Consider the following 12,555-nt stretch of genomic DNA (forward strand, 5'->3'; position numbering starts at 1 on the left):
GGAGACGGATCACCCCCATGGCCCCGCCCGCCCCCGACCGGCGAAGCTAGGGGCGCAGGGCACAGCTCGACCGAGAGGGACGGAAGACCGAGATGAAACCGAAGGACCGCGACGCCGGGGACACCGGCGCGCAGACGCCGCCCGCCGGACGCACCCCGCTGTACGGCGCGCGGATGTGGCGGCAGGTCGGGCGGCTGCTGCTGAACCTGCCGCTCGGGATCGCGGGCTTCGTCTTCACGATCGTGACCCTGTCGGTCGGCCTCGCCCTGTCCGTCACCGTGATCGGGCTGCCGCTGCTCGCCGCCGGCCTGGCCGGCTGCCGGGGGATGGGCGGCTTCGCCCGGGGCCGGGCCCGGGCCCTGTACGGCTCGGGGGTGCACGAGCCGGAGCCGGTGCCGCGCCGACCGGGTGTCACCGGCTTCGCGATCGCCCACCTGACCGACGCGCTCTCCTGGCGCTCGGCGCTCTACCACGTGCTGATGCTGCCGTGGGGGATCCTGAGCTTCGCCGTGACCCTGGTCTTCGTCCTGGTCGGCTGGCCGGCCCTGCCCTGGGTGGTCCGCGCCGAGTCGGCGGTGGACCGGATGCTGGTCGAGGTCCTGCTCACCCCGGGCGCGCTCTCCGAGCGGGTGCGCGAGCTGGAGGACGACCGCGGCACCGTCGTCGACACCGCCGCCGCCGACCTGCGCCGGATCGAGCGCGACCTGCACGACGGCGCCCAGGCCCGGCTGGTGGCGCTGGCGATGGACCTCGGCATGGCCAAGGAGCGGCTGCGGGAGACCGAGACCCCGCAGGACGTGGCCGCCGCCGCGAAGATGGTGGACAACGCCCACGGCGAGGTGAAGCTGGCCCTCCAGGAGCTGCGGGACCTCGCCCGGGGCATCCACCCGGCGGTGCTGACCGACCGGGGCCTGGACGCGGCGCTCTCCTCGGTGGCCGCGCGCTGCACGGTGCCGGAGGGGGTCAGGGTGCACGTCGACCTGAAGGCCCCGGACGGCGGCACCGACCGGCCGGACTCCGCGGTGGAGGGCATCGCCTACTTCACCGTGAGCGAGCTGCTGACCAATATCTCGAAGCACTCCGGCGCCCGCTCCGCCACCGTGGACGTCTGGCGGGCCGGCGACCACCTGATGCTGCTGGTCCAGGACAACGGCAAGGGCGGCGCGGCCCCCTACCTGGGCAGCGGCCTGGCCGGACTGGCCGACCGGGTGCGGGCCGTGGACGGGGTGTTCCTGGTGGAGAGCCCCGAGGGCGGCCCGACCTCGGTGACCGTCGAGCTCCCCTGGCACACCCGCGCCACCCGCCGCTGACAGCCCGGAGGCGAGCGGGCGACTCCCGCCCCGAGCCCCCTTCTCAACGAGCGGGCGACTCGCGCCCCGAGACCCTCCCCCGCGAGCGGGCGAGTAAGCCCGCCCCGAGCCGAAGGGGCGCGCCGGTGCCGAAAGGGAGGCGCGAGGGAGCGACGAAGGAGCGAGGGAGCAACGACCGTCGGCACCGGACAAAAGCGCCCCGGAGGCGAGCGGGCGACAACGCAGTCCCGGACGGCGGCACCCCGCGAACCCTTGCGCGGTGTGCGGGGCGCCCGCCGTCCGGGGGCCGGTGGGCGCCCCTACGGGGTCGCCAGGGTGCCGAGGGTGACCTCGGCGGTGGTGCTCCTGCCGTCCCGGCTGTAGGTCACGGTGACCTTGCTGCCCGGTGCGAGCGAGGCCAGGGCGGTGGTGAGCGAGTTCAGCGAGTCGACCGGGGCGTCCCCGATCCTGGTGATCACGTCCCCGGGCTGGAGGCCGGCCGAGGCGGCCGGACCGCCGTCCGCGACGGCGACCACGACGGCGCCGGCCGGGCGGTAGTTCTGGTCGAAGTAGGTCCGGGCGGTGATGCCGAGCGCGGCCCGGCCGGAGTTGGTGACCTTGCCGTCCTTGATCAGCTGATCGGTGATGCTGGTCACGGTGGACGCCGGGATGGCGAAGCCGATGCCGGGGGCGGCGGCGCCGTTGGCCTCCGGCTCGGTGGCGGCGAGCGTGTTGATGCCGATCACCTGGCTGTCCAGGTTGACCAGGGCGCCGCCGCTGTTGCCGGGGTTGATGGCGGCCGAGGTCTGCACCATATTGCCGATCACGGCACCCGGCGAGCCCTCGGTGCGCGGCTCGGAGACGGTCCGGCCGGTGGCCGAGACGATGCCCTGGGTGACGCTGCTGGAGAGTCCGAGCGGGCTGCCCATGGCGAGGGTGATCTGGCCCAGCTCGACCTTGTTGGAGTCCCCGAAGGCGGCTGGCCTGAGTCCGCCCGGCGGGCTGCTCAGCCGGATCACCGCCAGGTCGGAGTCCGGGTAGCTGCCGACGAGGGTCGCGTCCAACGGCTTGGTGCTGCCGGCCAGGGTGACCGTGAAGCTGGTGGCGGTGCCGACCACGTGGGCGTTGGTGACGATGTCGCCCTTGTCGTCGTAGACGATCCCGGAGCCGAGGCCGGTCGAAGTGGTGATCTGCACCACCGAGGGCAGGACGTCCTTGATCACCTTCTGGTAGTCGGACTGGAGCTGGTTGCCGCCGCCCGGCTGGGCGGCGGCGCTGCCGGAGGCCCCGGCGGAGGCGGTCGCCGCCGAGGAGGACGAGGACGAGGACGAGGAGGAGGAGGAGGACGAGGACGATCCGCTGCTGCACCCGGCCACCACGAGCGCGGTCAGCACCGCGACGGCCGCGGGCGCGAGCAGCCTCCGGTCGACCGCCTTCGGCCCGGTCGGGCGCGGTCCGGCCGGAATCGGACGGGTGGGCTCCTTCTTGCGGTTCACCGGTGACGCCTCCGGATTCCTCGGCACGCGGCCGCACGGGGCCGCTCGGACAGGACGCAGAGATCTTTGTCAGCATTTCACCGAAATGTCCGATTGCCAGGCTCCGACTCGCCCGCGGCACCGGCACGAAACCCGCACACCCTAGGATTCGGCCATGACTTGGTTGATCACCGGCGGTGCCGGATACATCGGCGGGCACGTCGTGCAGCAGCTCCTCGACGCGGGCGAGCGCGTGGCCGTACTGGACGACCTGAGCACCGGTGACCGGGCCCGGCTGCCGAAGGAGGTCGTCCTGGTCGAGGGGTCGACCCTGGACCGGACCGCGCTGGACGCGGCCGTCCGCGACCACCAGGTGGAGGGCGTCCTCCACTTCGCCGCCAAGAAGCAGGTCGGCGAGTCGGTCGAGCAGCCCTTCCTGTACTACCGCGAGAACATGATCGGCCTCCAGACCGTGCTGGAGGCCGCGGCCGAGGGCGGCGTCAAGCGCTTCCTGTTCTCCTCCTCCGCCGCCGTCTACGGCATGCCGGACGTCGACCTGGTCACCGAGTCGACGCCGTGCGCGCCGATGAGCCCCTACGGCGAGACCAAGCTGGCCGGCGAGTGGCTGGTCGCCGCGGCCGGCAAGGCCCACGGCATGTCCACCGTCGCGCTGCGCTACTTCAACGTGGCCGGCGCCGCCTCGCCGGAGCTCTCCGACGCCGGCGTCTTCAACCTGATCCCGATGGTCTTCGAGCGGCTCACCGCCGGCCGGGCCCCGCTGGTCTTCGGCGACGACTACCCGACGCCGGACGGCACCTGCGTCCGCGACTTCATCCACGTCTCCGACATCGCCTCGGCGCACGTGGCCGCGGCGAAGCGCCTGGCCGCCGACCCGGCCGGGGAGACCTCCCTGGTGCTCAACATCGGCCGCGGCGAGGGCGTCAGCGTCCGGGAGATGCTGGACGTGATCGGCAAGGTCACCGGCTACGACACCACGCCGGAGATCACCCCCCGCCGCGCCGGCGACCCGGCCCGGGTGGTGGCCTCGGCCGATCTGATCCGCCGCGAGCTGGACTGGACCGCCCGGCACGAGGTCGAGGACATGGTCGCCTCGGCCTGGGAGGGCTGGTGCAGCCGCCACCCGGAGGCCCGCAAGTAGGGTCCGCCCGACACCGGGCGCGGCGGGGGCTCCGGCCCCCGCCGCGCCCGGGTCAGTGCGAGGGCACCGCCGTGCCGTAGAAGGCGTCCAGCGCGTACACGCAGCGGTCCTTGCTGCCGACGAACACCTTCCCGCCGACCGCGACCGGCGAGCCGGTCAGCTCGCCCTTGGTGCCGAGCTCCCAGCGCAGCTGACCGCTGGCCAGGTCCAGGGTGTGCAGCGAGTGGTCCCGGCTGCCGAGGTGGACCAGCCCGTCGGCGACCGCCGGGGAGCCGACGATCTCGCCGCGCGCGGTGTAGCGCCAGCGCTCCCGGCCGCCGGCCGTCTCCAGGGCGTACAGCACCTCGCCGCTGCCGACCAGCACCGTGCCGTCGCCCACCACCACCGGCTCGGCGCCCTGCCGGGTGCCGGTGGCCGCGCGCCAGCGGTCCCGCCCGGTGGCCGCGTCCAGCGCGTACACGGTGCCCAGGTAGTCGGCCACGTAGACCGCGTCCGCGTCCAGCGCCGGCGGGGTGAACAGCACCACCGGGGCCTCGAACCGCCAGCGCTCGACGCCGCTCGCCGCGTCCAGCGCGTACACCCTGGTCCCGGCCGTCACGTAGAGCACTCCGGCCCGCTCGACCGGGCGGGACGGCACGTCCTCGCCGACCGGGACCGACCAGCGCAGGCCGGAGCCGCGCGGGTCCACGCAGCGCAGCCGGCCGCCGCCGTAGTAGTACGCCGAACCGGCCACCAGGGCGGGCCCGGACTGCGGGTTCTCGTAGTCCTGCTGGGCGTCGTCGGCCCGCCACAGCTCGGCACCGGTGACCGCGGAGCGCAGCTGGACGCCGCCGCCCCGGATCCCGCAGCAGAGCACGCCGTCGGCCGCGTCCAGCGTGTACACCCAGCCGTCCAGCGAGTGCCGCCAGCGCTCGGTGCCGTCCGCGACGTCGACCGTGTAGAGGTGCGGGCCGTCCGCCGCGTGCACCCGCCCGGCGTCCACGGCCAGGGCCCAGGCGACGTCCCGGGTCTTGTAGCGGCGCTGCCCGGACGCGATGTCCAGGGCGTGCACCTCGAAGCTGGAGACGAACAGGGTGCCGTCGGCGACCACGGGGGTACCCCAGACGTCGTTGGACATCCGGAACCGCCAGGGGCGCCAGCGGGCGGCGCGGGCCGGGGGCGGGGTGATCCGGCGGACCCAGTCCGTCTCGGCGGGCGGCGCGCCCGGGCCGGTCTGTTCGGCGCGCGGGCCGGGTCCTATCCGGACCGAGGCCCCGGGCAGCCGGACCTCCGCCTCGTCCTCGCCGGCCGGGCGGCGGTGGCGGCTGGGGGCGGAGATCTTCTCGGTGGCGGCCTCGGTGTCCGGGCCGGGCGGCGCGCTGTGCACCGGACCGGCGGACGGCGGCGCGTGCCCGGCCACCTGCCGGGTGCGCGGATCGTCCTGGCCGGGCCGCGGCCCCACCGGCGGGGCGGAGTGCGGCGCCGCCCCGTGGCCGACCTGGTGCTGCTGCTGGTGCGGCGGCACCTGCTGCGGCGGGACGGCCGGCGGCCGCACGGCCTGGGGCTGCGCCGCGGGCGCCGGGCGGCGGCGCTTCTGCTCGATCAGGGCGAGCGCGTCGGGCGGCAGCCAGTCCCCGGCCTCGCCGGAGGCGTCGTCCCGGGAGAACAGGTGCGGGGCCAGCTCGACCTGGATCTGCTCCGGGGTCGGCCGGTGCTCGGGGGCCGGCCGCATGCAGGCCCGCACCAGGTCGACCAGCTCGGCCGGCAGGCCGGAGAGGTCCGGCTGCTCGCGCAGCAGCTGGAACACCGTCTCCACCGGGTTGGCGCCCCGGTAGGGCGGGTGGCCGGTGGCACAGAAGACCAGCAGCGAGCCGAGCGAGAAGACGTCGCTGGCGCCGGTGACGCCGCGGCTGTCCCTGGCCTGCTCCGGCGACATGTACGCCGGGGTGCCGACCGCGACATTGGTCATGGTGAGCCGGGTGCTGGAGACCCCGGCGGCGATACCGAAGTCGATCACCCGGGGGCCGTCCTCGACCACCAGGACGTTGGACGGCTTGAGGTCGCGGTGGACCAGTCCGGCGGCGTGGATGGACTGCAGCGCCTCGGCGATGCCGGCGACCAGCCAGCGCACCGCCCCGACCGGCAGCGGCCCGCAGTCGTTGACCAGGTCCTCCAGGGAGGGCGCCGGCACGTACGCGGTGGCCAGCCAGGGCACCCGGGCGTCCGCGTCGGCGTCGACCACGGCCGCGGTGTAGAACCCGCCGACCGTCTTGGCGGCCGCGATCTCCCGTGCGAACCGGACCCTGAACAGCTCGTCCTCGGCCAGCTCCCCCCGCACGGTCTTGATCGCCACCCGGCGGCCGGACGCGGACCGCGCCAGGTAGACCAGGCCCATTCCCCCCGCCCCGAGCCGCCCCAGCACCTCGAAGGGCCCGATCCGCCTCGGATCGTGCGCCGTCAGCTGGTCCACCCGCTGCCACCTCCCCGTATTGAGCACCGCCCGCGTGGTGCCGAGCACCCCACCGCGTGGTGCCGGACCCGATTCTCCAATGCCGCCCGGCCCATCTCCAACCTCCCCCGCCAGAGCGCCGTCCGGCCCCCGGGCGGGGCCACGGCCCGGTCAGCGGCTCCGGAACGGCCGGATCCTGACGTCCGCTCCGGCCCGGGCTTGCGCCCGACACGCCCGGAGCAACCGTGAGGGGCGACTCACACCCCCGATTACTTCGTCACGCTCCGTTACTCGATAACCCCTCAGCGAAGGGGTCGTCACCCTGTGGCGTCATCGGTGCACGGGGGGGCGTCATGACGCCCTCCGGAGGCCGATGAATATCCGTCCGAAGGCCCCGGAGCCCCTATACCAACCCCCGGGCGGAGTAATTGTCACATCACCGAATCGCGCCAAGATCGGGCCACGGTAAGCTGACGGCATGACAGGACAAGTTCGCACCGTCGACGGTCGCGTCGCCGGGCGACGCGGACAGGAGACGCGGCAGAAGCTGCTCGACTGCCTCCGCGAGATGCTCAGCACGTCGCCCTATCGGGACGTCAAGGTCATCGACGTCGCCCGTATGGCGGGTACCTCCCCCGCGACCTTCTACCAGTACTTCCCGGATGTCGAGGGCGCTGTCCTCGAAATCGCCGAGGAAATGGCCAAGGACGCCGACACGCTCAAAGAGCTGGTGGCCGGAAAGTCCTGGGCAGGGAAGTCCGGCACGGCCACTTCGGAAGAACTGGTCGACGGATTCCTCGCCTTCTGGCGCAAGAACGACGCCATTCTCCGAGTGGTCACGCTCGGTGCCGCGGAAGGGGACAAGCGGTTCTTCAAGATCCGCATGACCGTCCTCAACGCGGTCGCCAAGCCACTCGCGGAAGCCGTCAAGGAACTCCAGGCGAAGGGACAGGCCGACAAGTCACTGGATCCGGCCGCCGTGGCAGGGTCACTGGTCTCGCTGCTCGCCTCCGCGGCCGAGCACCAGAAGGCCTTCACCTCCTGGGGCGTCAAGGTCAAGGACCTCAAGCCCAACCTCGCTCCCCTGGTGTACCTGGGCGTCACCGGCAAGAAGGCGCCCAAGTAGACCGATCCGCATCGACCCACCCTTCCGCTTCGCGCGCGCCCCGGCCTCCTGTCCGGGGTACGACGGACGGCGGCCGTGTCCTCGGGGGAGGTCCGCCGGCGGTCCGCTGCGCGCCACGACACGCCTGTGGGCGGTCACCCCGTGCAAGGGGGTGACCGCCCACAGGCATGTCGGGCCGTCCTGGGCCCCTGCGGGGGCCTACAGCGGCCCCGGAACGCCCCGGGGGCCCGAGGGCCCTGGCGGGGCGGACGGGGGCGTCACGGGCAGCGGACGACCTGGCCCGCGTAGGCGAGGCCGCCGCCGAAGCCGAACAGGAGCACCGGGTCGCCGGGCGACAGCTCGCCCCGCTCGACCAGCTTGGAGAAGGCCAGCGGCACCGAGGCGGCCGAGGTGTTGCCGGACTCCACCACGTCCCGGGCGACCACCGCGTCGGTGACCCCCAGCCGGGAGGCGATCGCGTCGATGATCCGCAGATTGGCCTGGTGCGGCACGAAGCCCTTGAGCTCGGACGGGTCGATCCCGGCCCGCTCGCAGGCCTGCCGGGCCAGCGGGGCGATCTGCGTGGTCGCCCAGCGGAACACCGACTGGCCCTGCTGGCTGATCACCGGGTCCCAGCCGGTGATCACCACGGCGTCGCCCCGCTCGGGCTCCGAACCCCAGACCACCGGGCCGATGCCGGGCTCGGCGCCGTCCTCCTGGGCCTCGACCAGCGCCGCGCCGGCGCCGTCGCCGAAGATCACGCAGGTGGTCCGGTCGGTCCAGTCGAGGGTGTCCGACATCCGCTCAGCGCCGATCACCAGGGCCTTGGTGGCCGCCCCGGCCCGGATCGCGTGGTCCGCGGTGGCCAGCGCGTACGAGAAGCCCGAGCAGACCGTGTTGATGTCGTAGGCGGCCGGGGAGCGGATCCCGAGCCGGGCGGCGACGGCGGCGGCCGTGTTGGGGCTGCGCTCCACCGCGGTGCAGGTGGCCACCACGACCAGGTCGACCTCGGCGGCCGAGCGGCCGCTGTTCGCCAGGGCCTTCTGTGCCGCCTCGGTGGCGAGGTCGACGACGGTCTCGTCCTCCGCGATGTGCCGCGTCCGAATGCCGACGCGGCTGCGGATCCACTCGTCGTCGGTGTCGACCAGCTTCGACAGGTCGTCGTTGGTGAGGACCTTGGGGGGCTGGTAGTGGCCGAGTGCCACGATGCGCGAACCGGTCATACTGCCCACTCAACCCGGTTACCCGCTGGTCAGTCGGGCGCGACCGGCTACAGGATCCGCGCCGGGATGCTGTAGGAGGCCGACAAGGACCGTTGCGGCAGGCGGGTCCCGATCGGACGCGCAAAGACAGCCGTGGACGAACGACCGCCCGGTCCGGGCCGCTCAGGCCGCCAGCGAGCCGGCGTCCCCCATCACGATCACCGGCTGGGCGGCCGGGTCGAGGGTGCGGATCAACTCCGCCATTTTGTCCTCCGGCACCGAGACGCAGCCGTGCGTCGGCCCGCCGTGGTCGACGTGGATCCAGATCCCGCCGCCCTTGGTCGAGCCGTTGGGGCGGCGCGGGTCCAGCGGCGAGTTGCCGGGCACCCGGTTGTAGTCGATCGCGACCACGTAGTCGAAGGAGCCTGCCAGCTGCTCGCCGGCGAACCCCCTGCCGGAGACCACGAAGTTCGAGTCCCGGTCGTACGGGAGCTTGCTGCCCGGGTCGGCCTTGCGCCCGCCGGCGTCGGAGAGCGAGAAGACGCCTATCGGGCTGCGCAGGTCGCCCTCGTTGTGGTCGGTGGTCCAGCCCTTGAAGGCGTTGTGGCCCTGCCAGGTCTCGCCGGCCAGCCAGCGGCCCTCACCGGTGCGGGTCCACAGTGTGACGGCGGCCCGGTTGGTGTCCTTGCCCTCTCCGGAGGCCAGCACCACCTGGGTGGTGCCGGCGGGTATCCGGCCGGCGAAGGAGGCGCCGAGGCCCGGGATGGCGGCCACCGAGCCGTCGGTGCGCTCGCTGCGGTCGGCGGCGGGGGTCTCGGTCTGCCGGGCGTCGGCGGCCCGGGCGGCCGGGGCTGCGGTCGGCGAGGGCCGGTCGGCCGTCGGCTGCGCGGCGACGCCCTCGGCGCCGGGGCCGTCGGCGCTGGTCACACCGGGCTTGGCGGAGTCCTCGCCGACGGTGTACCAGCCGGCGGCGGCCGCCAGCAGCAGGGCGGTGCCGGCGGTGACGGCGCGGCCGGTGCGCTTCTTCCTGGGCTTGCGGCGGTGGCCCCGGGCGGCCGACCTGGGTCCGGGAGCGGGGGCGGCGCTGCGCTGCTGCGGCACCGCCGACGGCGCCGGGTCCTGCGGCTCGGGCCGGTACGCGTCCGCGTGGCCGTCCTGGTGGGAGCCCTGGTGGCCGTCCTGCTGGTAGCCCTGGTGGTAGCCGGGGTGGGCGCCGTGGTGGACGTCCTGGTAGCCGTACCCGTCCTGCGGGGCGGTCCGGTACACCGGCTGCTGGTCGGCCGGGAGCCGGTCCGCCGGGAAGGCCGACCCGTCGGCGTGCGCCTGGAAGGGCCGGTCGTAGACATCGTGGTCGGCGAGGCTCCGGTAGCCGTACCCGGGGTCCTGGCCCTCGTGGACGGTGCCGTATTCCTGCTGGTGCTCGCCGTACGACGGCTGCGGCGCCTCGTGCACCGGCTCGTACGACGGGTACGGGGAGGTACGACGGTGACCGGACATGTGGCCGATCCTGCCAAACGGAGGCCGTGTTGGGAAACCCGGGGGCTGTGCGGGCCCGGTGAAGAAGGCGCGCCGCCCGGGCCTCGGGGGCCCGGACGGCGGAGCGTGCGTCAGAGGCGCATCGCCTGCGGGGTCTCCCGACGGGCCAGGTCGGGGCCGTCGTACTCGCGGATGACCTCGTAGCGGGTGTTGCGCTCGACCGGGCGGAAGCCGGCGTCCCGGATCAGGTCGAGCAGGTCCTCGCGGCCCAGCTTGTTCGGGGTGCCGAAGTTGTCCGCGTCATGGGTGATCTTGTACTCGACCACCGAGCCGTCCATGTCGTCGGCACCGTGGCTGAGCGCCAGCTGGGCGGTGGTGACGCCGTGCATCACCCAGAAGACCTTGACGTGCGGCACGTTGTCGAAGAGCAGCCGGGAGACCGCGAAGGTCTTCAGCGCCTCGGCGCCGGTGGCCATCTCGGTGCGCGCCATCAGCTTGTTGCGCACGACGCCGTCCTTGGAGTCGTGGAAGTCGTGCTGGAAGCGCAGCGGGATGAAGACCTGGAAGCCGCCGGTCTCGTCCTGGAGCTCGCGCAGCCGCAGCACGTGGTCCACCCGGTGGCGGGGCTCCTCGATGTGGCCGTACAGCATGGTGGCCGGGGTCTTGAGGCCCTTGCTGTGGGCGAGCCGGTGGATCCGCGACCAGTCCTCCCAGTGGGTGTCGTGGTCGACGATGTGCTGGCGGACCTCCCAGTCGAAGATCTCCGCGCCGCCGCCGGTGAGCGACTCCAGACCGGCGTCGATCAGCTCGTCCAGGATCTCGTCGGCGGACAGGCCGCTGATCCGCTCGAACCAGTGGATCTCGGTGGCGGTGAAGGCCTTGAGCGAGACGTTCGGCAGCGCGGCCTTGAGCTCCCGCAGCGAGCGCGGGTAGTAGCGCCACGGCAGGGTGGGGTGGAGGCCGTTGACGATGTGCAGCTCGGTGAGGGAGTCGACCTCCATCGCCTTGGCGAGGCGGACGGCCTCCTCGATGCGCATCGTGTACGCGTCCTTCTCGCCCGGCTTGCGCTGGAACGAGCAGTACGAGCAGGAGGCGCTGCACACGTTGGTCATGTTGAGGTGGCGGTTGACGTTGAAGTGGACGACATCGCCGTTCTTCACCGTCCGCACGTGGTGGGCGAGCCCGCCCAGCCAGGCCAGGTCGTCGCTCTCGTAGAGCGCGATCCCGTCCTCCCGGGTCAGCCGCTCCCCCGCGTAGACCTTCGCCTCCAGCTCGCGCTTGAGCCCTGCGTCCATGCGGTGCCCCGCCTCCTCCGACTTCGAATCGTTGCCGGAACGAGCGTACGCCCCCACCGGCGCCGACTCGCGGGCAGCCGCCCCGAGCGGGTCAGCCGGCCAGGAGTTCCGCGAGCAGCGCGGGCTCGATGTTGCCGCCGCTGACGACGGCCGCGACGGCCCGCCCGCCGGTCTCGGCGGCCCGGTGGAAGTACGCGGCCGGGGCGACCGCGCCGGACGGCTCGGCGACGATCCGCCCGCGCCGGGCCAGCAGCGCCACCGTGGCGCGGATCTCGTCCTCGGTGACGGTGACGATGTCGTCCACGTAGGCGGTGATGTGCTCGTACGGCAGCACGCCCACCGAGGGGGTGCGCAGACCGTCGGCGATGGTCCGGTAGGTGTCGGCGACCGGCCAGGTGATCCGCTCGCCGGCCCGCAGGCTCGCCTGCGCGTCGGCGGCCAGCTCGGGCTCGACGCCGATCACCCGCACCCCGGGGCGGGTCAGCTTGAGCGCGGCGGCCGTGCCGCCGATCAGCCCGCCGCCGCTGACGGGCACCAGCACGGTGTCCAGCTCCGCCGGGGCGTCGTCGGCGATCTCCAGGCCGACCGTGCCCTGGCCCGCGATGATGAACGGATCGTCGTACGGGGGCACCCAGACATAGCCGTGCTGCTCGGCCAGTTCGCCGGGCACCACGTCCCGCTGCTCCGGCGACACCAGCAGCACCTCGGCGCCGAACGACCGGGTGGACTCGACCTTGACCGCCGGCGAGGTGTCCGGCATCACGATCACGGCCTTGATCCCGAGCAGCTGCGCGGCGTACGCCACCGCCTGCGCGTGGTTGCCGCTGGACTGGGCGACCACGCCGCGGGCGCGCTCGTCCTCGCTCAGCGCGGCGAGCCGGTTGTACGCGCCCCGGGTCTTGAACGCCCCGGTCGGCTGGAGGTTCTCCGGTTTCAGCCAGAGCCGGCGTTCGCCGTCCGCCGCCCAGGGCGCGGGGACCAGCGGGGTGCGCACCGCGACCCCCTCGATCCGCCGCCGGGCCGCGCGCAGCTCCTCCAGACCGACCAGTGCCATGTCCACCACTCCCCCGTGTGCTCTCGTTCGTCCGGTCCGCCCCGCGGCGGTCACCCGCCGCGGGCGTCCTTC

General features: G+C 73.7%; 9 protein-coding genes. 3 read left to right on the forward strand and 6 right to left on the reverse strand.

Going from position 1 to position 12,555, the window contains the following annotated elements; genetic code table 11:
- Positions 1-92 precede the first annotated feature (92 nt).
- Positions 93-1,310 (forward strand): sensor histidine kinase, encoded by a 1,218-nt coding sequence (locus tag OG715_RS19195; RefSeq protein ID WP_407660997.1) that lies wholly within the window; start codon positions 93-95, stop codon positions 1,308-1,310.
- Between the two features lie 299 nt (positions 1,311-1,609).
- Here the strand turns inward: OG715_RS19195 and OG715_RS19200 are convergent, their stop codons facing one another.
- Positions 1,610-2,707: a S1C family serine protease gene (locus tag OG715_RS19200; protein ID WP_407661118.1), complete on the reverse strand. Its 1,098-nt coding sequence runs from the start codon at positions 2,705-2,707 to the stop codon at positions 1,610-1,612.
- 232 nt (positions 2,708-2,939) lie between these two features.
- Between OG715_RS19200 and galE the strand changes: the two genes are divergently transcribed.
- Positions 2,940-3,923 carry a UDP-glucose 4-epimerase GalE gene (galE, locus tag OG715_RS19205; protein ID WP_266270012.1) on the forward strand — a complete coding sequence of 328 codons (984 nt, stop codon included), beginning with the start codon at positions 2,940-2,942 and terminating at the stop codon, positions 3,921-3,923.
- A 52-nt stretch (positions 3,924-3,975) separates the two neighbouring features.
- Here the strand turns inward: galE and OG715_RS19210 are convergent, their stop codons facing one another.
- Positions 3,976-6,372, reverse strand: a complete 2,397-nt coding sequence (locus OG715_RS19210; RefSeq protein ID WP_266270013.1) for an outer membrane protein assembly factor BamB family protein — start codon at positions 6,370-6,372, stop codon at positions 3,976-3,978.
- Between the two features lie 457 nt (positions 6,373-6,829).
- On the opposite strand from OG715_RS19210, the gene OG715_RS19215 reads away from it, so the two are divergent.
- Positions 6,830-7,477, forward strand: a complete 648-nt coding sequence (locus tag OG715_RS19215) for a TetR family transcriptional regulator (RefSeq protein WP_266270014.1) — start codon at positions 6,830-6,832, stop codon at positions 7,475-7,477.
- Positions 7,478-7,734: 257 nt separating this feature from the next.
- Here OG715_RS19215 and OG715_RS19220 read toward each other — a convergent pair whose 3' ends face one another.
- The 4 genes from OG715_RS19220 to OG715_RS19235 form a co-directional block, all read right to left on the reverse strand.
- Entirely contained in the window at positions 7,735-8,679 is a 945-nt protein-coding gene (locus OG715_RS19220) for a beta-ketoacyl-ACP synthase III (protein ID WP_266270015.1), read from the reverse strand.
- A gap of 162 nt (positions 8,680-8,841) precedes the next feature.
- Entirely contained in the window at positions 8,842-9,645 is an 804-nt protein-coding gene (locus OG715_RS19225) for a L,D-transpeptidase family protein (protein WP_407661119.1), read from the reverse strand.
- Between the two features lie 620 nt (positions 9,646-10,265).
- Entirely contained in the window at positions 10,266-11,429 is a 1,164-nt protein-coding gene (mqnE, locus tag OG715_RS19230; protein WP_266270016.1) for an aminofutalosine synthase MqnE, read from the reverse strand.
- Positions 11,430-11,520: 91 nt separating this feature from the next.
- Positions 11,521-12,483 carry a threonine ammonia-lyase gene (locus OG715_RS19235; RefSeq protein WP_266270017.1) on the reverse strand — a complete coding sequence of 321 codons (963 nt, stop codon included), beginning with the start codon at positions 12,481-12,483 and terminating at the stop codon, positions 11,521-11,523.
- Between the last annotated feature and the right edge of the window lie 72 nt (positions 12,484-12,555).

This window comes from Kitasatospora purpeofusca (genome assembly GCF_036010405.1).
GTDB lineage: Bacteria > Actinomycetota > Actinomycetes > Streptomycetales > Streptomycetaceae > Kitasatospora > Kitasatospora purpeofusca.